We start from the raw sequence: 24,329 nt of genomic DNA, 5'->3' as shown, positions 1-24,329 counted from the left end.
AAATCGTGGGCTATGCTGAATTAGAATGGTTAATCTTTAATCTGGATTGGCCAATATTTTATACAATTCGGCATTCGAAAGATAAAATTGATTCTCTAGACTTATTTGCGAAAGCTTTGCGCTTACCAAATTATTTTCTCTGGAATTGATTAAGAAAATCGAACTTTCGCCAAAAGAAAATAATTTTTCTTCTGAGTTCAGCATCGTCATATAATCGTTTACCAGATTATCGATTACGATTTTTTGTTTTCGCAAAGAAGCAATTTCGGTTTGCTGTGCTTTGATTTTATTTTTAAGCTCCAATCGCTGCTGTCCAATATCGTATTGCATATCCTGAATTTTCAGTTTTGCCATTTTTAAGCTTCCGCGTTCTTTTCTCAAGAAAATCGGGAAACTGAAATCGATGTTAAACTTATAATCATCAGCGTTGAAGTTATTCCAATAATTCGGTTCTGAAATATAATTGTAACCGACATTTATTTTTGGAAGCAATGAATTGGCTTTCAACTGACGATTGACTTCTAAGATATCCATTTTAGTTTCTAAAGACTGAATTTTCGGATGCGAATCTAACGACTCCACATCTACCATCATAGCATCTGTTCTCAGGGTCTCTTCGATTGTCTGTATTAGATTTTGTTCTGGTTTTACTACGTCTCCCAATTCAACTGGAACATTTTCAATCCATAAAAAATTAGCCAGTTTTAGTTTTGCTTTCGCTAATTTTAGATTTCCGTTTTCAACATTCAGCTCTCTATTTCGCACTGTAATTTTAGCTTCAACGCTATCAATTGCCGGTGCATCTCCCGCAGCGATTAGTTTTTTAACTCCTTGAAAACGAGTGCTGGCAAAACCTAAATAGTTTTTGTACAATTCGGCTTCGTTATAGCTTTTTCTCCATTCAAAATACGCTTCACTAGCCTGATATAAAACTTCGATTGCTCTTAGTTTTCGCTGTGCATCGCTTAGTTTTACCTGAAGTTTTCCTTCTCTTACATCGGCCATTCTTTGGTTAATAAACATTCCCTGACCAAGAGCAACATTAATTCCAAGCGAAGTCAAACCCGCTTCTGGAGTTTTATTTTGCGGGTTGTAATATTCTCCGCTGGTATCGTCAAAACCTGCTTTGATCTCCACTCCATACCAAGTCGGAATTTTGAAACTGCTGTTTAATAACGAATAATATTCTGTGCCTTTAAATTCTTTCTTATTGTAATCTACTTCCAATTTTGGATCAAATCCGCCTCGTGCTGTCATCAATTTTGCCTGCGCATTGGACACTTCAAGATTGGCTTGTTTTACCAATGGGTGGTATTTTTTTACATAACCCAAGAACTCGATATAAGTAAGTTCCTCTTGATTAAAGTTCTGACTTTGCAGCGTAGAAAAACAAAATACCAGTAAGAAAGAAAACAGTTTTACAAGATTTCTCATTTTACTTTTTCTCCTTTCCTTTTTCTTCTTTTTCGCCTGAATTATAATAGTTTGGCGGGAAACCATTCAAGTTACGCCAAATCTCATACCAAACCGAAACCGTTTCTAGCAAAGCAATACTTTGCGCTCCAGCTCCAATACTTAACTCTTTCGGCCAATGGCGGTCTACTCCATCTGGAGCTACTAATATTCTGTATTTTCCGTTCGGGCTTATAAAGTTTTCAATAGCAACGACTTTTCCTCCGTAAGTTCCGTAAGACAATCCTGGCCATCCAGAAAATACGATTCTCGGCCATCCGTCAAACCAAACACGAACTTTTGCACCTCGGTGAACCAACGGTAAATCGATTGGATCTACATAGGTTTCTACCGCAATATCATATTTAGAAGGCATAATACTTACCACAGAAGTTCCTTCTTTGATCGTTTCTCCAAGACCAGCCAATAAAGCACGGTTTACATAACCGCTCTGAGGTGCTGTAATGTAGTACAAACCGTTTCTAAGTCTGTAATTGGTGTATTGGTTTTCTAGCTTATTTACCTGAGCTTCTGTATCGTATTGCGTGCTTAAAGCGGTAAATTTGTCGCTTCTCGATTTTGATATTTTTTCAGCATATTCTGCCGTAATTCTATTGATTTCTACTTTCGCATTAATCAATTCGTTTTTGCTGCTTAGCAATTTATTTTCTTGCGTAATTACATAAGCTTCAGATTCTTGCAATTTTAATCTTTTTTGCTCGACATCTGTCAAAGGTTTTAAACCTTCTTTGTTTAAAGCAGTTGAACGATCAAATTGCGTTTTGGCAATTCGAAGCTGTGTTTTAACTGCCACAAGATCCATACTGTCACTTTTTATTTTTAGCAATGACTGGCGAATTTTGTTCTGCGCTTGCTGTAATTTCAATTGTCTTTCTGTGTTTAGCGACTGCGCCTGCACGTCAAGCGAGTTTACTTTATCGCCATACGATTCTACAGCCATTTTTTTGGCATCTACTTGTTGTTTGGTATTGCCAACCAGATTCGGATCCAAGTAATCTTCTTTGATCTCCGAAATAAAAAGTATCGTATCTCCTTTTTTTACATAATCTCCTTCTTTTACAAACCATTTCTCAATACGTCCCGCAATAGCGTTGTGAACCGTTTGCGGTCTTTGATCTGGTTTTAAAGTTGTTACAGAACCGCTTCCTGAAATATTCTGCGTCCAAGGCAAGAAAAGGCAGCAAACTAGAAAAATCAAAAATCCGATAATGACTTTGTTCAAAATTCTGTAATGCGGTCTGCGGGCAACGCTTGTAATCGATTTGTATTTGCCCGGCGTTATAAGTACGTTATTATCTTTAGATATGTTGAGCATGATTAAAGCTTTATGTCGTTAATAATTTTTCCGTCATCAATCGTAATCATACGAGTGCATTTGCTTTTCCAAACATCATTTTTAGAAGTTACAATAACAGTCCAGTCATTTTCTTCAGAAAGTAAAAAGTCAACTATTTTACTCGAAGTAATGTCGTCCATTTTATCTACTGGATCTTCTAAGAATAAGATATTCGGTCTCCCCACAATACTTCTGGCCAAAAGAATTTTTTGAACATCAGAAGCAGAAAGTTCACGACCTCCGGGATGAATTTGATTCTCCAGCCCGTTTTCGAAAGTTTTAATGTACGGTGTAAGACCAACATTGTCTAAAGCCCATTTTAAATCATCGCTATTTAGTTTTTCGTTTCCAAAAACAATATTTTCGCGAATCGTTCCTGCAAAAAGCGTGTCGCCCTGCAAGTACGTTCCTGCCTGCGCTCTATAAGTATCTTCGTTAAGACGATTCATATAATTGTCTGTCACATACATAGCGCCGCTTTCTGGTTCTAAAACGCCCGAAAGTAATCGCAGTAAAGTACTTTTTCCTGCACCGTTTGTTCCGGTAAGAATAATTTTTTCTCCTTGAGAGATTTTTAAATTGATATTCTTAAGCGATTTTTTATTGTGTTGCGGATAATTGTAATTAATGCTTTCGGTTTCGATATTGATTCCTTTTTCTGTTTTGTCTGAAGTTTGCGGAATGCATGAAATCTCCATATCTGTCACCTGACCGATTTTTTCAACAGAAGTCAAAACGTCGTAAAAAGATTCCAATCCGAAGATAATTTTCTCTACCGAGTTGATTAATAATACAATTACGATTTCAGCTGCTACGAACTGCCCTATGTTCATTTGGTGGTGAATTACCAGAAAACCACCGATCGATAATAAGGCAGCAGTAACAATTACCTTAAAAATAGTAAGCTGAATGTATTGTTTTTTCATTACCTGAAAGTGTTTTTCACGGTAATTGACGTAGTTGGTTACATAGCCGTCATTTCGTTCCAGAGCATATTCAAAAGCTCCTTTTCTGCGGAAACTTTCTCTGTTTCTGGCAATTTCCTGAAGCCAAGCTGCAACTTTATATTTAAATTTTGATTCGTTCAAACTGGTTTCCAGTCCGTCTTTATACGAAAATTTAAAAATGACATATAAGATCACAATAAAAAGAAGTCCGATTACCATAAAGAAAGAATGGTACAGAACTAATAAAATAATCCCCAGACCGACCTGAAGAAATGCTGTACAGAAATCTAACAACAATTTAGCTGTACCTTTCTGCACCATCAGCGTATCGAAAAAACGATTGGCTTTTTCTGGAGCATACTCAGAATACATTTCTTTAAATTTAATTAAAGGCATTCTGTAAGCAAATTCGAAAGAAGAACGAACGAAAATTCGCTGCTGCAGATTCTCTACAATACGCAGCTGTAAAATGTTAAGGACTCCTCCAAAACCAACTCCAATTGTTACCAGAATCACTAGAACGATCCACGAAACGCTCAGCTGTCCGCTTTGAATAAAATTAATAATGGCTTGGATTCCCAAAGGCAGAGAAAGATTTACTAACCCTGCAAATGCAGCATAGAAGATAATTTGATATACATCGCGCTTATCGAGCTGCAATAAGTTATAAAAACGTTTAAATGGTGTCATGAAATGTAAGTATAAATACAAGATTATTACATAGAATAAATATACGGCAAAAACCGCACTTATAGATTAAGATTTTGATCCTAATCCTTAAAAAACAAGTATTTATGAATTCAGCCGAGGAGGCGGTATGTCTATTTTACCATGAAAACCAAAGGAGAAGATTGTATTGTCAATATATTTTTTTCCTTCAGATTCAATTCGAAAACCCATATTAGGCATCAATGATTCTGATGAAATCAAATATTCCATTAAGGGAATTCCTTTTGCTAATTTGGCTGTTTTAGTATCTTTTGTTTTATAGTCATCCAGTTCTTCTGGAATTCCGTCACATTTGAAGATTTTTTTCAAGAAATTACACGTAATCCCTTTTACGGTGTAGGTTTCAGCATTATCTGTTAAGATGCGGCTCACGCTGTTAGAAATGTTCAAACTGCTAATTAAAAAATAGCCGACAAGTAACGCCTGAAGGCATTTACATAAAAAGCTATTTTTAATTTTATTCAACATTTCTAAAATAAATATTTTATTCTACTGCTAAATTTTACTTTTTAGTTGGCAAAAAACGATCTTTTTTCATCTAAAAACCCAATGATTTAGCGGTGTTATTCTAATTTTTGTGAGCGCGCAAGTTAGACCCATATTTTTTGCCGTACATTAAAATAACATTAGAATTTCGCTTATTTAGAAACTTTAAAAATTAATTAACAAGTCATTCTTACAGAGCTATCGGAATTATGTAAAGACTGATCAGAATTCTATAATTCTTACAGCGATATCCGTTCTACTTTTGGATATCGAAAATTTGACTTAGTTCTATAAAAAAATATATAATGTTACCCGTTACAGAAATTAGATTTAACCATTTAATACACAATCAAAAGATGATCTACGCAAAAAATGATTTGACCCGATTTTTAGATGCACAGAACAAACTTTATTTAACTGCTTTTTCTGAAATCAAAAAAGGTAAAAAAGAAACGCATTGGATGTGGTTTATTTTCCCGCAGATTAAAGGTTTAGGAAAAAGTACTCTTTCTGATTATTATGGTATAGCCGATTTGAAAGAAGCAACGGAATATTTGAAACACCCCATTTTGGCGAAACATTTAATCGAGATTTCAAAATTACTTTTGACATACAAGAAAAAATCTGCTGAAGGCATTTTGGGCGAACTTGGAGCTAGGAAACTACATTCTTCTATGAGTCTTTTTGTTCAGGTAGAAAATGCAGATCCTGTATTTCAACAAGTTTTGGATACCTTTTTTTATGGACATTTAGATCCATTGACTTTAAATTTTGCAACCAACGAAATGTTCCTAGCGGAACAATAAATATCAAATAATCATTCCGTAGGAATGTTTGGTTGGTAAAAACAATAATAACCCAGCAATCATGTTCCGTAGGAACGTTTGATATACCCAATTTAAAAAAAATGATTTAAAAAAATGAAACGTTCCTACGGAATGTGAATATTTATTGCTACATGATTCTACCGATAAAATGTTCCTAGCGGAACATATAAAAAAATCTGTGAAAATCATTTAATCTGTGGCCAAAAAACTACCGACGAAATGTTCCTAGCGGAACATTTAAGCATTTTCTAGGAATGTCTGTTGGTAAACTAGTGTTCTGCCAAACACTGTACTTTCTTAATATTCTTAGGACAAAAAAGGGAATAGTTTTCGAGCTATTCCCTTTTTGATTAACAACATAATTATAAATAAAGTACAAATCCTAAACTTTAGCTTTTCTCAAATTTTGAAACTCCTTTTTTGAGCCAATTCAAATAATCTTCGACATCTGGATTATAGGCCGACGTTTCGTTAAGCGCTTCTCCGTTATGATCAACTAAAACATAAAACGGCTGTGCATTGGTTTTATAAGTAAGCGTTTGAAATTCGCTCCATTTCTGACCAATATATTTTAGTTTTTTACCCGTCAGCTGAGACGTAATTTGCTCATTCGGATGCAATTCTCTTTTATCGTCTACATAAAGCGAAATTAAAACTAAATCGCCTTTTAAGATTTTCTGAACCTTTTCGTCAGACCAAACGTTGTCTTCCATTTTACGGCAGTTTACGCACGCATGACCCGTAAAATCGATCATAACTGGTTTTCCGATTTTTTTAGCGTATTGCATTCCTAAATCATAATCGGTAAAAGCTATAATATTGTGCGGACCAAGTTCTGCGCCTTCAGGCAGGTTTTGCGTGATTTCTTTTGAAGAAGAATTATTGAGACCATTTGGAATTTCGCTGTAATGCATTGGCGGCGGAAAACCGCTAATCATTTTAAGAGGCGCACCCCAAATTCCGGGAATCAGATAAATGGTAAAAGCCAGAACCAAAACGCCCAATCCTACTCTTCCAACGCTTAAATTAGAAATCGGACTATCATGCGGAAGCTGTATTTTTCCGAACAAGTAAAAAGTCAAAGTTCCAAAAATGGCAATCCAAATCGCTAAGAATGTTTCTCTTTCGAACCAATGCAATTGCAACACCAAATCGGCATTAGACAGAAATTTAAAAGCCAAAGCCATTTCTAAAAATCCTAAACATACTTTAACCGAATTGAGCCAACCACCCGATTTTGGTAATGAATTTAACCAGCCCGGAAAAGCGGCAAATAAAGTAAACGGCAAAGCCAAAGCCAGAGAAAAACCAAACATTCCGACAAAAGGTGCGATTCCGCCGCGAGAGGCCGCTTCGACTAATAAAGTCCCAACAATTGGTCCTGTACAAGAAAAAGAAACAATTGCCAAAGCCAAGGCCATAAACAATATTCCGACGATTCCCCCTTTGTCTGCCTGAGAATCGACTTTGTTGGCCCACGCATTTGGAAGCATAATTTCGAATGCTCCTAAAAATGAAAAAGCAAAAATCATTAAAAGGATAAAAAAGATCAGATTGAACCAAACGTTTGTCGAAAGCGCATTGAGAGAATCTGCTCCAAAAGCCCAAGTTACAACCGCTCCCAAAAAGATATAAATGGCAATAATCGCGATTCCGTAAAAAATTGCTTTTCTAATTCCCTGCGATTTTGTTTTGCTTTGTTTGGTAAAAAAACTCACCGTCATTGGGATCATCGGAAAAACGCAAGGCGTGAGCAAAGCTGCAAATCCAGAGAAAAATGACAATAAAAAAATCGTCCACAGACTTTTGGATTCGGTTTCAGATTTTGCTTTTTTGAATTCTTTTTTTGGCATTTTTAACGCTTCTGCAGGAACAATTTTCGCTGTCTGCACTTTTGTTTCGGCAACAACAGAATCAATTATTTCTGTTTTATTTTCTTCTTTTACAGCAACTTCAATTAAAGTTTTCGCTTTCGCGGAAGGGCTAATTGCAAACTCCAATTCGTCTGAACTTGGCGGAAGGCAATTTTCATCATTACAAACCATAAATTCAACCTCAACCTTAATTTTGAACGGTTTTGATGAAAGTATTTTTATGCGCTGTCTAAAAGTGGTTTCTTTTTCAAAAAACTTAATCTGCATCTTGAAAACAGGATCGTTAATCGTTTTTCCTTTTTCTTCTTTTACAGCATCTGTCAACTGAAAATCGGCACTTTTGATAAAATTAAAATGAGTGGGTATCGGGCCACCGTCTGCCACTTCCTGACTGTATAAATGCCAGCCCGATTCTATAATGGCTTTTGCCTGCAATTCGTATTCAGTATCAGAAATTTTCTCGACACTGGTTTTCCATTTTATGGGATTATAGATCTGAGCCTTTACGAATATGGAAAACAGCAGGAAAAAGCCCAGTAAAAAAACATTTTTTTTCATGGGAAAATTTTTAAAAAAGAGGGTTGAATAGCAAAAAACAACCCTCTAAGTAATCCGCTATACAAACTAAATTGCTTACTAATTCAAAATTTTATTTGATAGGGAAACACAAATTAAACTCTAATAAAAAGAGGTCAGATTATTTTAGTGGTTTGAAAACTATTTCATAAGAATCTGCTTTGTTCAAAAATGAATTGGCAAATTCTTGAATGTCTTTCGCAGTAATGTTTTTTACAATATCCTCGTAATTTTTAGGATCATTCATGTCGTACTTATTCTCAAAATAATTCTGAAGCAAATTCAAGCTGTAAGTATTAAAGTTTTTACTGTCTTCTTTCGACTTTAAATAGTTGATTCTGGTTTTCTCGATATCTTCAGCACCAATTTCCCCTTTTTTGATTTTATCAATTTCCTGGTATACAATTGGCAGTAAGTGCTCTACTTTATCAGCATCACAATCAAAAACAACATTCATTCTTATTTTCGAAATTGGAAATTTTTCTAAGCTTGCCGAAACATGCGTTCCATAGGTTCCACCTTCTTTTTCACGCAAACTTTCAGTATAACGTAAGGTTAATATATCAGCTAAATAAGAAGTCAGAATTCTGTTTTTTTGAGTAAAAGAATATTCTTTAGAGAATGCAATTCGCACAGAACTTTTAGGTGTTTCCATTTTAATAAAAACATCCTTGTCTATTTTAGGCGCAATCCATTTTGGATTATCATTTTTAAAATGTTCTTTACGTTTTATTCCTTCAATGCTTGCTATGTATTTTTCTAGCAATGGTTTCAAAATTTCTGGAGTTACATCACCAACAATAAAAAATTCAAAATTTGAAACATCTGAGAAACGATCCAGATAAAATGACTTCATTTTATCAAAAGACAAATCATCAATAAACTGCTGATTCATGATGCGAATTTTTGGATTGTTTTTTCCATAGATTGCAAAAGTTAGGCTGTCTTTCATTTTAGACGAAATATCATTTTGTCTATTTTTTAAAGAATTTTGCATTCTCTGTTTCAGCAAATTGTATTGATCGGCATCAAATCTTGGCTTTACAAATTTTAAATAAACGAGTTGCATGAATGTCTCGATATCTTTAGTATTCGTAGAACCAGATACCGACTCAGATAAGCTAGAAACATCTGCAGATACTCCAAGGATTTTCCCTTTTAGTACTTTTGACAGCTCTACATTAGAAAGTTCTCCAACGCCCGACATCGATGCAAATTCTGAAAGTGAATTTATTGATGGCAAATCTTTAGCTCCATACAGAGAAGATCCTCCCAAACTTTTTGCTTGCAGCAATACGTGCTTTTTATTTTTATCTGCAAATTTGTAATGCACTTTTACACCATTGCTAAGTACAAAAGTTGTGGCATCAATGGCTGTTTCTTTTTTCTCAGACACAATTTTTCCTGGAACAATTTTTAGATTTCCTAAAAGTGTTTTTCCTTCAAAAGTATCTACATAAGGCTGTAGAGAAGCATCACTTTCTGCTTTCTGAATAATAGCAAAAGCTTTTTCCTGAGTCAAATTTTCTTCGTCTTCAACTCCAGTTACCGCTACAACGCGGTTTTGAGAAGTGTATAATTTGCTGATTTGTTCCTGAAGTATTTTGCTATCCAAATTGTTCAAAATGCTTTTTGTCATTTCAAATTCTGCCTTAGGATCAGCAATTACTTCATGGTTCAAATAATCGTCTTTTACCATTCCGATTACTTGCTTGTGCGAAATCTCATTTAATTTGTCTAAGTAATTTTCGTATCCTGAAATAGTTTCTGTAACGGCGCGTTCGATTTCTCCTTTAGAAAAACCAAATTTATACGCTCTCACCCATTCGTTCATTACCATTGCAAAAGCTTCGGCCTGTTTTTCTGGTTTTGGCGAAACGCTTAAAATCCAGATATCATTTAAACGAGAATAATTTTGATAGCCAATCTGAGCACTTTTAAATGGGCATTCTTGTTTCTGCGCCATTTCTGCCAAACGATTATTCAAAATAGAAAAAGCAATGCTTCTTTGTGTTGATTTTTCTAATTCGGCGTAGTTATTTGTTGGTTTTTCAGCTGCATGGCGAATCATAAAACTAATTCCAGAAGCTGAAATTTCTTTGTCCAGAGCCAATTTGAAAGTTGGTTCTGCTCGATCTGGAATCGCAATTTCAAAACGTTTTTTCGGATTTTGAGGCGTCGGAATATCAGCAAAAAGTTTTTTGATTTTTGCTTCAATTTCGTCTGCATTAATGTCTCCAACAATGGCGATTGCCTGCAAATCTGGACGGTACCAATCTTTATAAAAATCTTTTAAAACCTGATATTTAAAGTTTTTTACAATATCCATATCACCAATCGGCATGCGATCTGCATATAGCGAATTGTTGTAATAATACGGCGCCAGCTGGTTATAAATTCTCGCACGGGCATTTTGTCTCGTACGCCATTCTTCAGTAATTACACCGCGCTCCGCATCGATTTCTGCATCTGTAAGCGATAAGAAATTAGACCAGTCGTGTAAAACCAATAAACAAGTATCTACCACCCCGCCATCTTTTGACGGAATGTTATCTAGATTGTAAACCGTTTCATCTGTACTCGTATACGCATTTATATTTTTTCCGAAAACCGCTCCTTGTTTCTGAAGCGTATTCAAAATGCCTTTTCCTTCAAAATGTTTGGTTCCGTTAAACGCCATGTGCTCTAGAAAATGCGCCAAACCTTTCTGTTGATCGTTTTCTAAAATAGACCCTACGTTTTGAATGATGTAATAACTTGCCGTATTTTTATTGACTTCTGTCGGATAAATATAATACGTCATTCCGTTTGGAAGAACTCCTTTTTTTATTTTCTGATTGACCGCAATTGGATCACTCGATTTAAAATTTTGCGCTTTCGCGGAAGAAAAAACTCCCGCGATAAACAGTAAAATGAATATTTTTTTGCTGCACCACATAAAATATATTTTTTAGCTTTTCAATAATTTGTCCAGCTGCGCTCTCAATTCAGGATTTGAAGGTCGAAGTGCATCTGCATTGATAATATTTCCTTTTGTATCAAACAATAAAAATCTCGGAATCGCATTGACATCGTAGTTTTTAGCCACATCAGAGCCAAAATCTTTGTCTGCCATTAACTGAATTCCTTTTAATTCTTGTTTGGTTACAAAATCTTTCCATTTTTGAGCATCTTTTGCTTTATCTAACGAAAGACTCACAAAAACAATATTTTTTCCGTGATAATCTTCTTCGATTTTTTTCATGTGCGGAATTTCAGCCTTGCAAGGTCCGCACCAAGTTGCCCATAAATCGATGTATACAAATTTACCTTTGAAATCTGAAAAAGAAACTGGTTTGTCATTAATATCTTTATAGGTAAAATTTAAACCTTTTTGCCCAACGTTTTTGTGCAAAACTTTTTCATATTCTAATAGAAATGCTTTACTCGCATCAGAAATCATATACGGTTTAATGCTTGGAGCAATTTTTTCGTATTCTTCTATTTTCATTCTAGAAGTTGCCACTGCATCACGAAGATAAACATCTTTTAAAGCTGGATCTGTAATATGATTTAATGATTCAACAATATCCAAACGCTTTGCAGGCGCAGTGCTGTTCATACTAATGTAGAAAAAGTAATTTGACATTAAAGAAACGCCGTTTTGCAGTTTTAATAAATCTGGATCTGTAAACTTTTGGTCTGTTTCCCAAGTTTTTATAACTGCTGGACGGTCATTTTTATCTGGAAATGCTGTTCTTGGCATTCTGAAAAAAGTATACGTCAATTCTTCAACATCTGTTGCAACAGCTAATTTTAATAATTTATTGAATGTTACATCTTTCGTTTTAATAGATTTCGAAAATTCTTCGGCTTTTGCCACACCTTTGTCAATAAACGGATAAAACTCTACATAGGTTACATTTTCGCCAAGTCTTGAAAACGGTGCAAATTCGTTGTAGATTTCATTTGCTTTTTGAACTAAAGCATTTTGCCCTACATTCTTTCCACTCAAAACATAATTCTCTTTATTGATGGAAAGGCTAATGTCTAATTTTGGTTCTAAATACAAACGAATTAATTGATTTCTGCTTTTCATTTGACCATAATCTACGTAATAAAAACCAGCTGCTGAAACTGGCACCATAAAACCAAACTCCCCAGACGTATTGATTTTAGCCGTCGCAGCTACCGCTGGCTTTCCTTCTTCAACATTATAAAGCGTTACTTCTTTCGCTTTAAGATCGGGGATTGAAATTGTTCCTCTAATTACTGCATATTCAGAAAAATTGGCAGCAAAACTCATTTGAACCGTAATAAAGGCCAAAATGAAATGTAAAATGTGTTTTTTCATATTATTTCCTTGTTTTTTGATTGATAATCTTAAATTGAAATTTGCATAGACTGATCGCCTTGCTCGATGATAAAATCTTTGCTTTCTTTTGTTGACTTTAGTTTTTTGAGACTTTCTGGATTTACCAAATCTTTGGCTTCAAAATCGTTAATCTGTACTACTTTGGCTCCGATTTTTACTTGTTTTAAATCTTTATTTTCATAATCCAAAATTCGTTTTACAAATAGGTTTTGGTTTTCATCAAAATCCAGCTCTAAACCATTTAAGTAAAAAGAAGAAAGCTTTTTAAAATTTTTATTGGGCTCCAGATACACCGTTTTATGCAAAAGATCGATTGTAAAATTGAAGCGTTTGATTAAATCGATTCCGAGTGAGCCGTCGGCAAAAGCCCAGCTTTTATTTTCTTCATCGTATTCCTGCAAAGCAATGGTTACGTTTGGAAAATTATTTCCGTTAATGGCAATATTCGGAATAGTACCGCCGACAATTTTGGTTTGTTTTCCTAAACTGTGATTGATCGAAGTATATTCTGTTTTTAAACTTGCTTCGAGATTATTTTTATGATTGAAAGGCCCATAAGCAATCAAATCATAACTTGCGCCTGTATCGAAAGTAAAATTGCCTTCGACTGTTTTTTTATCTTCAAAAGTCAGATTCATTTTTACAACCGGAAGTCCCGATTTATAATCGAAAACAAAAGGCTTCGCTTTTCCCCAATAATTGAAATTTCCGAAATTGTACAAATCAATCGTCATCGTATCAAAATTGACCGAAGTGATAAAATTTCGAAGCAAATTGGCACCAAAAAGTCCGTCGTAAACACCATGTTTTGGAAAAATAACCAATGCTTGATTTTTAAGAACCTGATCACCAATATAAATTGTATTGTCTGCCGAATACTGCACTTGCTGAGTACCGCCGACAACACCTGCAGATTTTGTTTTAGTAACGACAACACCCGCTTTGTAAGCACTGTCAGGATTTAAAGCCATTCCGTCAGCACCAGTATCAAACTGCATCAAAAATTCACGATCCGATTTGTTCAGTTTTATTTTAATGGCAATTCCATTTTCGACAATTTCAAACGGAATACTAGCAACTTCTTTTACTGCGGCATGTCGATCCACTTTATATAATCCATCAAAAAATGTTACGTACAAAATTTTATTTTCAGAATTGAAAACGAATTGAGTCGGTTTTTTTTCTTTTCCTTTAAAACAAAAATCGGCCAGAACAAAAGTTTCATTTTTAATTTCGACAGATTTTCCAATTTGAATAGAATCTAAAACTGGAAAAGCGTTCATAATTCCGTTCAGATAAAATTCGTTTGACGAAGAATCTCCAACACCAACTGTAAATTCAGGTGCCAAAAGATTTTTTATACTGCTATAATTCTTTTGCTGAAAAGCTTGCTCAAATGTTTTTATACATTGGCGGACATTATTTTTCTGTCCGTAAAGGGAACAACAGAAAATCGTCAGTAACAAGACTGCTATTTTTTTCATTTGTAATTACTTTTGTAAAGTGTACGGATTGCTTGCTGCAGATTTTTCTACACCAAAATCTTTTAGCAGAATGCCTTCATATTTTGTCCATTCTTCTGTAGTGTAAAGGGATTTCATTTCTTCTAAAAGCTTTTTAAAAGAAGCCATATCTTTCGTTTTTTCAAACTCTTTTCTTTTGCTTCTCAAAATATTAAAAACATGAATATTTACACTTGAAGAACCGTAATCCTTATAAAGCTGCTGTGCATTTTTTAAATAAAAATCATCGTACTGGCGCCCAATTCTTAATCCTGAAATTATTACAAAAGGAACTTCTTCCATTAATGAAGGCTGTGCTTTTAGGTAAGCATCAACGGTTTCAAAAGGGACATTTCTTTTGTTTGCCATATATGCCTGCACATAAAAATCAGGATAATCTTTTTCGTTAATTGTGGTGCTGTATTTTTTGAAATCTCCTTTTGCAGCCTGACTTTTTGCGTTTTGAAGTAAAGCCGTAAATTGCTCTACGTTTTGAAAACCGCCAGCAATATCAATTACTTTTCCATCAGCATTCAGGAATAAAAAAGTTGGAAATCCAGTCACGCCATATTTCATGCACAATTTTTTACCGATTTCTTCTTTCAAGATATCCGATTTAAAAGTGACAAAATCGGCGTTTAAAAGCGCTGCCACCTTCGGGTCTGGAAATACCTCTTTGTCCATTTGTGCGCACGGCATACAACCTGTAAAATACAAATCGACAAAAATTAATTTCTTCTCTTCAGCGGCTTGTTTTTTAGCATTTTCCCAACCATAATCTGCTGATTGTGTTTGTGCTTTTAAGGCAATAGAAGGACAGGCAAGCAGCAAAACTGCACTTGCGATTTTAAAAAAACGTTTCATAAAATGTGGTTTTTAGAAACCGAATGAAGAATGAGGTTTATTCTTCATTCGGTCTTGTTTTAAGGTTTTTAATTATCTGCGACGGTATGCAACATCAACAATTTTGCTTAAGCCACTGAATTTATCGGTTAATATCAAATCTCCATTTACGGGAGGAACAGTATACAATTCTAATGTGCCAGCTGTGCCATAACTTCCAAGCACTAACTTTTTGTCTGCGTTTCTGGCGTAACTATGAAAACCAATATAAGTCACAGCTTCTGAACCTTTGTCTATCATCAATTTTGCAGACTGTGTGCCGTGATCGTATTCGTAGACTTTATTTCCAGCAACGTAAAATAAATATCCAGAATCTGGGCTCACAGCAAACTGAGTTGCTTTATCAAAATCAGGAGCATTTAAAATTTCTTTATAATAATTCTGTACCAAAGTTTTTGTAAAACGAAGCAAATGGTATTTTCCAGTTGTTATATTCTTAAGAACTGCAAAATTTTCAATTCCGTTATAGCTAGAAGTTGTCATATATACCAGATCAGAATTGGTATTATTCCAATCTAAAACAGTTGGACTTCCTACAAGCGGCGGCATTGTAGAACAGTTGCCTTTAGAATAATTAAACCTTACAAAACGGCGCGCATCGAGGTCAAAAAATACTGGTGCTCCAATAGAATAACCCGCATTTTCTGCAATAAAAGGCGCCGCATTAAATGTTTTGGTTTCGGTTTCTAAAATATTCTGCGGCAATCCGTATTTAATATTAAAGACACGTAAATAGTAGTAAATATTTCCTTTAGAGTAAAGAAAATTTTCTCCTCCGCCTGGCGATTTCATAAAATCTATGCCAAAATTTGTTGGAAATGCTCCGCCTAAAGTTTCGTAAGCCAAATTTTGCGACTGTGCCCAGCCGAAAGAATCTGGATCTATACGCGCCGTACCATTTTCTGTAGTGGTAACATATATACCATAAGCTGAAGTTGTTGATAAAGCATTACCTAAACAAGTAACCTCAACAGGTTTACCAGATAATTTTAGTGCAGAACCGGCAGCATCTAAAACATCTGTAATGATACGCGGCTGCGGTATTGAAGGCAAAATAGAGATCATATCAAGACGTGCTTTTCCGTCTGCTTCACCAATTACTAGCCAGCCTTCATAGATCGAAGAGACTACATTTAGATCAAAAGATTTTCTTTTCCATGTTACTCCCGTGACATTATCTTTAATAAAATAATACACATCATAAGATCCTGGTGGCAATTTTAATATTCCATCAAAATTTTTGGTTGTTGCGATAATTGTTTTTGATTCTAACAAAAGTTTTGAGGGATTTAGTGCTACCCACTCGTAAGTATAACGTTCTGGGTTACTACCGTCATCGATAGTGGCATTTAAATCTGGCGTAATTTTAAGATACTCTCCTGTATATACGGTGTAACTATCCTCAATTCCGGTAACAGCAATTTCATTAATTTCTTTATAATCGTAATTCCCTTCGTCGTCTGTACAGCTATAACTTACAACCAGAAGCAGAGAAAGCAATAATTGAATTTTTATATTTTTTAACATGTTGTTCTATTTTTAGAATTAATGAATTGTCTTTATGGAAAAATCATTTCTTTTCCGTCCTCTTCATAAATAATATTTCCAGATGCTTTTTGATCTGCCAGATAACGCTTCATAAAGTTTTGATAATAGTTGATATCGGCAATTGCCAAACCTGGAGCTCCTAATTTCTGATTGAACATAGAAGGTTGCAAACCCATCAAATCACACATTAAAAAGAACTTTTTAGCCGTAAAAACTCCCAAATAAGGAACATACCAGCCAAGAGGCTGAGTCAGTTTATCGTCAAAAGACAATTTGAAACTTATATAACTTAGTGTTTTTTGAGTAAGTACATTTGTAACCGTACTTTTCATATCGGTCTTAAACGATTCATTTTCCTCAAGATTCAACACTAATAATTTTCCTTCTCGCTTCATGTCTTCTGTTCTTAACATGGTTACTGCAATTGTATCTACAGCTCTTCCGGCACGCATCACAATGTTATCAGGCAAAGTAAAGTGTGTTCCCAAAACTGCAGTACTCGAAGGATCAACTGTTAGTTTTATTTTTCGATCTACATCTGACACTTTTCCCTGAACTCTAACTGCAAGAAAATAAACATGTTCTTTTACCGTCGCAGGTTCTAAACTAAAACTATAACCAGTACTATCTATAAGCGGTCCATTGAATACTAACTCAAAAACAGAAGGCGAAAAATAAATACTGTCTGAACCTTGGTACGTTTCAATTTCTTCGCTATTACAAGATGTTACTGCCAAAAAGGCTAAAAAAGTGATGCCTAAAATCAATATTTTTTTCATGTGTACTTTTTTAAATTATTGAAAATTAATTTCAGAATCTGGTAACGGAACTACGTATTGCAATGCATTCATCGTAACGTTTCCAGAAGCTGCAGAACCATTTGGAATAGTCGTACTGTTTATTCTTTTATAATAAAAAAACAGCTGGCCTTCTCCTATAAATTCTTTTCTATACTCTTTAGTAATTTCTGTTGTTACGTTTGCAGTTGCCGCCAAATTGGACAGACCGCGATTAAAGCGAAGTGTATTTAAAAAAGCAATACTTTCTGCTGGAGATGGCGCTGCTTCGGCTGCAATAAGATACATTTCTGAAAGCTTAAATATCGGAATCTGAAAACGGAAAGGTTCTTCTAAATTTACTATGTCTGTAACATCTTCATATTTGTAGAATGTTTTCTGCGTTTTTCCTCCAACAATCGGAATTTTCCAGCTTGGCAAGTTTCTGTAATCATTATCGTTCGATTCAAAAACGGCATTTATTCTGTTTAATAGCGGCGCATAAATTTCATCGTCTGGCAAACTCGAATCGAATAAATTTTTCTGTTTATTGTATAATGTAAAGTCACTTAAAGCAAAAAACGTTTCGGGAGAAAAAGTTCGATCTGGAATAATTGAATGAGTTGCTTCCAAAAATGTAGTCCAACGAAATAAAGGACTTGCTTTAGTAAAATTGATCACTTCATTTGCCGTCGCATATGCACCAGTTTTGTCTCCAGAATATAAAAGCACTCGCGCTTTAAGGCATTTTACTGCTAAATAATTCAGACGGTTTCCTCTGTTTCGAGAGTAATACGGATTTGCATCAAAATCTGAATTTCCATTATATTTCCCTACGGTAACAACAGGGTCTTTTGCTAGTAAAACCAAGGCTGCATCAAGATCTGCGAGAATTTTTGACATCGCATCTTTTGCTGAAATCAAAGGCTGATTCACGGTAACCGCTGCATCGTAATACGGAATCGCAGGAAGTGATGCATCTACTTTATAAATTGGCCCGTACAAACGAAGCATATCAAAATGAAGCATAGCTCTTATGGCAATTGCCTCCCCTGTTAAAAGATCGGCTTTTTCTTGAGAAACAACTCCAGAATGCTCTTTCATGCTTTCTAGAAATTTATTTACATACAAAATAGTTGTAAATGCTTTTTCCCAAACATTTGTAAAAACAGCTTTAGGATTTGCTTCTGTGTAAGCATAGGTTCCCATTTCATATTTGTCATGATTACCTCCCGTATTGTACTGCTGTCCTAAAATTTCGACAGCATCCATAGTCAGCTGCTGCCCGTATAAATTATTTGAAGAAAGACTCATATAGAGTCCGTTGTGCACATTTTGCACTCCGGCTTCATTTTCAAATATCTGATTTTCTAAAATTTTATCCTGAGGCACTACATCCAGAAAGTCGCTGCAGCTGGTAGCTGAAAAGGCAATCAGAAAACATAATGCTATTTTATTTAAATACTGATTCATAATTAATGGTATTAAAATGATACGTTTATACTTAGCGAATAAATTCTTGAGAACGGATAGGTAATTCCGCGCTCGGCTTTTATAGAAGAAATTCTAAAAAATTCATTCGCATAAGCGTTAAATCCTAAACCTGCCAAACCAGATTTTTGAAGCCATTTTCTATTGGTCACACGGTATCCAAAACGCATTGATTCTCCAGAGATATAATCATCTTTCTGAATAAATCGAGAAGATATTGGAGTTTGATTGGTTAAACTAATCGCTTTAAATTGAGCAATCTGTCCAGGAGTTGTCCAACGATCTGTAAAGGCTCTCGCATCTTGATTTTCAAAAATATTATTTATGCTGATGTTTTCTACTTTATCATACAAAGCCGTATTGAATCGGTCTGCACCAAAACTGTAACGGATGAAAACACCTAAACTGAAGTTCTTGTAGTTTACATTTGTTGAGAATACTCCAGTAGCAATTTCTCTAGAATTTCCCATTACAACTTCATCTTTTTTATCTAAGATGAAAGTCTTCTCTCCATTTTTCTTTAAGAAAATTTCTTTTCCAGTTCCAGGGTCAATTCCTAAAGATGGCACAGCCCATAAGTCGTTTGAACTCGCTCCATCATAATATCTTGTTAGGCTCGTTGTTTTTTTAGCAGCCTCGTTTAAAGATGCCAGTGCGTTATTAAAACCTCCTAATTCGTTTTCATTTGTTGTAGCAGTTAAACCAACTGACCAAATAATATTTTCTTTATAATTATTGATAATATTATAATTTCCTTTTAGCTCTAAACCTCTTGTGGTAATATGACCTACATTTAGCGGATAGGTATTTACTCCTGTAGAAGCGGCAAGATCAATCGGAACAATTTGTGGCGTAGTTACTCGGCGATAAGCCCCTAATGTAAGGGTAAGCCTATTTCTATACATCGCTAAATCTAAACCTACCGATAAATCTTTTGTTTTTTGAGGTTCTAAATCGGCATTTGCTAATTGCGAAATATTTAAACCTGCTCCAAAAATATTAGTATTTGGATCGTATGTGTAAACATCATGTGAGGCGTAACCCACTAAATTCTGGTTTCCTGTCTGACCATAATTGGCACGAATTTTAAAGATATTAACGATATCTTCATTCATTTTAAATTCGTGGTTTAAGTTCCATCCTACTCCAATTCCATAATATGGGGAATATTTTTTATTGGTTCCAAAGTTTGTTGCTCCAGAAATGGTTTGCGTTAAATCAAGCAAATATCTTTTGTCGTACGCATAGTTGATCTGGTTGGTCAAATCTATACTTCTAACCATATCATTGTAAACTTCTGGTTTAGAATTCAACTGAAATCCGAAAGCAAACGAAGGATTACCGGGAACTCCTAAAGGAAATCCTCTCAAAATAGAACCATACGATGTATTTTTTGTTTCGTATGCAGAAGCTCTAATGGTATAGTTTAAAGAATGTACACCGGCAAACACATTAGAATAAGTCCCTCCAATGTTCGCATTCCATTTATTGGTTAAATAATCTATTCTTTCATAGCTTCCTTTTTCAGTTGGAAGATTGGTAATATATCTCGTATCATCTGGCGAGATAAATGTCGTTGCTGTATTGTCTAATCTCGAAACAGATAAGGCTGCTGTAGTTCTAATATGCGAATTGATGTCATAATTTATGGCAAAGTTATTCGTAAAATTAAAATCAACATCTTTGTCATAACTGTTCAAAAACACATTGTAAAGCGGATTTGCAGGCTGGTTTAAAGTACGTTGATTAGCAGGAATCGGAAGTGAGCTTCCGTCCAAATATCTTGTTGGCACACCATTTTCGTTGTATTTTGGATAATACGGACTTGCTTTTGCCCAAATAGAAAAATCGCCATAAGGAGAAATCTGATTGTTTCCTCCAGAAATAAAGAAGTTATTGTTGAAGCTTATTTTGTTTTTTCTATAGGTTAAATTGGCATTATATCCCCATGTATTATGCTCTGTACCCTTCATTGTTCCAGAAACCGTTTTGTAATTTCCGGCAAGATTAAATCGAAACTCATCAGATCCTCCACCTACTGTTAAACTGTGTCCCGAAGTGATTCCCATCTGGATAGGTTCGTTCAGCCAATACGTATTAACACCGCGGCGCACTGCAGCCAGACGATCATTGTAAACCTGCTCGTATTTTATTGGTGTTTCATAAGAAGAATAACGAGATGGCGTATAAGCTCCAGAAAGTCTTTCGAATTCTAATTTCTGCTCGGCATTCATTAAATTATAAACACTTAAATCTGCTAATTCGTAAGATGAATTATACACATAAGAAACCTGTAATTTTCCAGGAAGCGGTTTATTGGTTTCAATAACGACAACTCCATTTGCAGAACGAGAACCGTATAATGCAGTTGAAGCAGCATCCTTCAATAAAGTAATGCTCGCAATTCTATTAATATCTAAATCGACCACCTGCTGTAAAGTAGTAGGGAATCCGTCCAAGATAAACAATGGCTGATTTGGGTCTTCCTTAAACTGGTCATTTACCTGATTTACAGATAAACTAGTTTGTCCTCTCACCTCAATTACAGGCAGTACATTTGGGTTTGAACCTGAAATATTATTATTTAAAACGATAAATGAAGGATCTAAAGTTTTTAAAGCCTGCACTACGTTTTGAGTAGAAACCTGTCTTAATTCCTCTCCTTTATAAATTGAAACTGCTCCAGTAATTAATTCTTTTTTACGAACTGTAACCCCAGTATTTACGACAACACTAGACAATTCATTTCTTTCTTCAAGCAGTTTTACGTTAATTACCTTTCTTTTATTTACTTGAATAATTTGTGCCTTGTGTCCAATGTAAGTAAATAAAATCTGCCCATCTTCGGGAGCCATAATCGTAAATTTTCCGTCAAAATCAGTTTGCGCACTGGCATTTGTCCCCTTCACTTTAATATTTACTCCTGGTATCGGTTCGCCTTTTTCGTTGGTTACTGTACCTTTAATTTCAATATCTTTTGCTTCAATGATATAAACCTTCTCTAGTTTTCGGTTTTCTTTGATAACAATGGTATTGCCGTTTGCGAAACTAAAGCCAAAATCATTACCTGTAAAAGTGGCTGCCAGTAAATCATTTACTTTAATTTTTCCTTTTTTTAAATGTACTTTAGGCAATTTTTTAAATGAATCTTCCTGATAAATAAAAGTATAGTTGGTCTGCTTTTTAATGATCTCAAAAACTTCGTCAACAGATACTGTTTTATCAGCTGTAATTACAACTTTCGTGTTTTGTGAAAATAGATTTACGGGAGAAAAACCAAAAATTGTAGTACAAAACAAGAAGATAAAAGTTCTCATAATGTTAATAATTAGCCGCTTTCTAAAATAGAAATAGGCACTGGTTAATTTAAATTTCATAAATTTACATGTTAATTGGTTGGTTGGTTGTTAAAACTGATTAATGGATTAATACACAGAAAGGGATAAAGCGCAGTACGGTGAGAGGTCTAAACTTTAATCCCTTTTCTTTTTATTTGATTATAATCTTATTGTCTTTTTTCTCATAGGCATTAATAAAATTAATATTCTTGATCGTGGTTAATATATCTTCTAGTTTCTGATCTTTATTTAAAACCCCATTAAATTTAACATTGCCAAGCGCAGGATCTGCAAACACAATATCTACATCGTACCATCTTGACAATACTTTTGCAATATCTTTTAGCGGCATTCCTTTAAAAACAAACAATCCTTTTCTCCAAGAAATTTCATTGTAAACGTCTACTTCAGAAACGGTTATATTTCCATTATACTCCGTTATTTTAGACTGTTCGTTTGGCGTTAAAATCTGTTTTTTGGCAGCATTGCTAACGGCAACAACTCCTTTTACTAGAGTTGTGTAAATGGCAGGTTCGTCTCGGTAAGCTTTAATATTAAATTCGGTTCCGATAACTTCAACATTCTGTTCTTGAGTTTTAACCTTAAATCTTGAACCTTTATGTTTGGTGCTTGGCGAAACTTCAAAATAAGCTTCTCCATAAACCAGTTCCACTTGCCTAATTTCACCATCTGTAAAAGCAACTGGATATTTTAATTGCGATTCTGAATTCAGCCAAACTTTGGTGCTGTCTGCCAATTGTACAAAAAACTGACCTCCTCTCGGAATTGTTAAAAGGTTATTGGCAATAGCTGCCGTTTTCTTATTCGAATTGTAAATCAGTTTTTCTCCGTTGCTAGAAGCGTTTCCTTTGGTATACGATTTTCCTTTTTCCAATTCAATTACAGAACCATCTTCAAGAGTCAGCGTGGCTTTGTCGCTTCCAATCAAAATTTCTTTGTGTGCCACTTGCGGCGTTTCAATCTTAAGCGGATTGGTTTTATTAATTATTAAAGAAATTGAAATCAGTAATAATAATGAAGCTGCCATTGCTCCAAGCTTAAAAGCAGTTTTGGTATAAAAGGGTTGTATTGATATTATTTTTGTTTCTTGAGACTGAATGGCATTTTGAAGACGGGTTCTCATTTTAAATTCTAATTCTTCTTTAGAACCTAAGTTTTCGTCCCAATCTTTGTCGGTCTGGAAACTTTCGTAATAATTCAATAATTTATTATTCTCCTCGAGATTCGTATCACCGGAAAGATATCTATTTAGTAACAGTAAGAAATCCTCTTTTTTCATTTTTTATTGTATTATTTCGGGAGTATATAAGGTAAGTAACCAAAAAGGAATGTTCCCCCTAGTCCAAATGGTATTTTTTTTGATTTTTTTTGAAAAGCAATTAAAAAAGAAGAAAAACCACACCTCATCAGCCCAAACCCTTCATTTTATTTTTTTGCTAAAAGATATTTTTTGAGAGCCATAAAATCATCGCCATGCTCATACTTTCGCCCATAGAAGATCGGATGGTATGAAGTGCTTTTGTAATATGATTTTCGACAGTTTTTGTAGAAATATTAAGTCGTTCGGCAATTTCTTTATGACTCAGCTGTTCTTCACGGCTTAATTTATAAACGGCCCGACATTTTTCTGGAAGCGATTCAATAATTAAATTCAGCTGTTGCACCAATTCGTCGTGCATAAGCTGCGTTTCTGGAGTTGTAGACAAAAAGCGTTTTTCTAAATCGTCAAAAAGCTCGACATGTACTTTGTCTTTGTTTTTTCTTAAATGATTAAAAACCTGATATCTTGCACAAGCGTACATATATCCTTTCAGCGAAATATGAATTTCGATTTTTTCGCGATTGTACCAAATGTTCATGAAAATATCCTGAATAATATCTTCGCACAATTCTTTGTCTTTAATCACATTGTAAGCCGACATAAAAAGTGCCTGCCAAAATTTATTGTACAATTCTGTCAACGCCGATTCATCGCCGTCACGAAGACGATTGATTAAAATTTGATCCTGATTTAATATGGAATTTGGCAATGATGGCTGTTTAAAGAATTGAATAATTCGCAACAAACTTAATAAATTCCGTTAATAATCCTAATTTGTTCTAATCATCAGAGCTTTATAATTAGCATTAATCTTAATTTTAAATAGC

Annotated in this window: 16 protein-coding genes; 1 reads left to right on the top strand and 15 read right to left on the bottom strand. The window is 34.7% G+C overall.

The window, feature by feature from the left end; all coding sequences use genetic code 11:
* Nucleotides 1–36: 36 nt before the first annotated feature.
* The 4 genes from AC3E9W_RS06500 to AC3E9W_RS06485 form a co-directional block, all read right to left on the bottom strand.
* A complete protein-coding gene (locus tag AC3E9W_RS06500; RefSeq protein WP_456896034.1) occupies nucleotides 37–1,434 on the bottom strand; it encodes a TolC family protein in 1,398 nt (465 codons plus the stop codon).
* Nucleotide 1,435: 1 nt separating this feature from the next.
* Nucleotides 1,436–2,788 (bottom strand): HlyD family secretion protein, encoded by a 1,353-nt coding sequence (locus AC3E9W_RS06495; RefSeq protein ID WP_306155963.1) that lies wholly within the window; start codon nucleotides 2,786–2,788, stop codon nucleotides 1,436–1,438.
* A gap of 2 nt (nucleotides 2,789–2,790) precedes the next feature.
* Entirely contained in the window at nucleotides 2,791–4,446 is a 1,656-nt protein-coding gene (locus AC3E9W_RS06490) for a peptidase domain-containing ABC transporter (RefSeq protein WP_456896031.1), read from the bottom strand.
* A 102-nt stretch (nucleotides 4,447–4,548) separates the two neighbouring features.
* On the bottom strand, nucleotides 4,549–4,857 hold the full coding sequence (locus tag AC3E9W_RS06485; RefSeq protein WP_488767612.1) for a hypothetical protein: 309 nt from the start codon (nucleotides 4,855–4,857) through the stop codon (nucleotides 4,549–4,551).
* 470 nt (nucleotides 4,858–5,327) lie between these two features.
* Between AC3E9W_RS06485 and AC3E9W_RS06480 the strand changes: the two genes are divergently transcribed.
* Nucleotides 5,328–5,777 (top strand): DUF1810 domain-containing protein, encoded by a 450-nt coding sequence (locus AC3E9W_RS06480; RefSeq protein ID WP_306155966.1) that lies wholly within the window; start codon nucleotides 5,328–5,330, stop codon nucleotides 5,775–5,777.
* Nucleotides 5,778–6,187: 410 nt separating this feature from the next.
* On the opposite strand, the gene AC3E9W_RS06475 is transcribed toward AC3E9W_RS06480, so the two are convergent.
* The 11 genes from AC3E9W_RS06475 to AC3E9W_RS06425 form a co-directional block, all read right to left on the bottom strand.
* Nucleotides 6,188–8,230: a protein-disulfide reductase DsbD family protein gene (locus AC3E9W_RS06475; protein ID WP_488767610.1), complete on the bottom strand. Its 2,043-nt coding sequence runs from the start codon at nucleotides 8,228–8,230 to the stop codon at nucleotides 6,188–6,190.
* Between the two features lie 139 nt (nucleotides 8,231–8,369).
* The gene (locus tag AC3E9W_RS06470; RefSeq protein ID WP_488767608.1) at nucleotides 8,370–11,186 is read right to left on the bottom strand and encodes a M16 family metallopeptidase; all 2,817 of its coding nucleotides are present in this window, start codon (nucleotides 11,184–11,186) and stop codon (nucleotides 8,370–8,372) included.
* Between the two features lie 12 nt (nucleotides 11,187–11,198).
* On the bottom strand, nucleotides 11,199–12,581 hold the full coding sequence (locus AC3E9W_RS06465; protein WP_488767607.1) for a TlpA family protein disulfide reductase: 1,383 nt from the start codon (nucleotides 12,579–12,581) through the stop codon (nucleotides 11,199–11,201).
* Nucleotides 12,582–12,610: 29 nt separating this feature from the next.
* The gene (locus AC3E9W_RS06460) at nucleotides 12,611–14,086 is read right to left on the bottom strand and encodes a retropepsin-like aspartic protease (RefSeq protein WP_488767606.1); all 1,476 of its coding nucleotides are present in this window, start codon (nucleotides 14,084–14,086) and stop codon (nucleotides 12,611–12,613) included.
* 6 nt (nucleotides 14,087–14,092) lie between these two features.
* On the bottom strand, nucleotides 14,093–14,968 hold the full coding sequence (locus tag AC3E9W_RS06455) for a thioredoxin family protein (RefSeq protein WP_488767604.1): 876 nt from the start codon (nucleotides 14,966–14,968) through the stop codon (nucleotides 14,093–14,095).
* Between the two features lie 72 nt (nucleotides 14,969–15,040).
* Nucleotides 15,041–16,534, bottom strand: a complete 1,494-nt coding sequence (locus AC3E9W_RS06450) for a PKD-like family lipoprotein (protein WP_488767602.1) — start codon at nucleotides 16,532–16,534, stop codon at nucleotides 15,041–15,043.
* 32 nt (nucleotides 16,535–16,566) lie between these two features.
* Nucleotides 16,567–17,334: a DUF4843 domain-containing protein gene (locus tag AC3E9W_RS06445; RefSeq protein WP_306155973.1), complete on the bottom strand. Its 768-nt coding sequence runs from the start codon at nucleotides 17,332–17,334 to the stop codon at nucleotides 16,567–16,569.
* A 15-nt stretch (nucleotides 17,335–17,349) separates the two neighbouring features.
* Nucleotides 17,350–18,804, bottom strand: coding sequence for a RagB/SusD family nutrient uptake outer membrane protein (locus AC3E9W_RS06440; RefSeq protein WP_488767600.1), 1,455 nt, complete (start codon nucleotides 18,802–18,804; stop codon nucleotides 17,350–17,352).
* Between the two features lie 11 nt (nucleotides 18,805–18,815).
* A complete protein-coding gene (locus AC3E9W_RS06435) occupies nucleotides 18,816–22,139 on the bottom strand; it encodes a SusC/RagA family TonB-linked outer membrane protein (RefSeq protein ID WP_488767599.1) in 3,324 nt (1,107 codons plus the stop codon).
* A 172-nt stretch (nucleotides 22,140–22,311) separates the two neighbouring features.
* The gene (locus AC3E9W_RS06430; protein ID WP_488767597.1) at nucleotides 22,312–23,460 is read right to left on the bottom strand and encodes a FecR family protein; all 1,149 of its coding nucleotides are present in this window, start codon (nucleotides 23,458–23,460) and stop codon (nucleotides 22,312–22,314) included.
* Nucleotides 23,461–23,617: 157 nt separating this feature from the next.
* Nucleotides 23,618–24,211, bottom strand: a complete 594-nt coding sequence (locus AC3E9W_RS06425; RefSeq protein ID WP_488767595.1) for an RNA polymerase sigma factor — start codon at nucleotides 24,209–24,211, stop codon at nucleotides 23,618–23,620.
* Between the last annotated feature and the right edge of the window lie 118 nt (nucleotides 24,212–24,329).

The sequence above is a fragment of the Flavobacterium sp. 38 genome (assembly GCF_057799715.1).
Note: the sequence above shows the minus strand (reverse complement) of the source record. Positions and strands in the feature narration are given on the sequence as shown.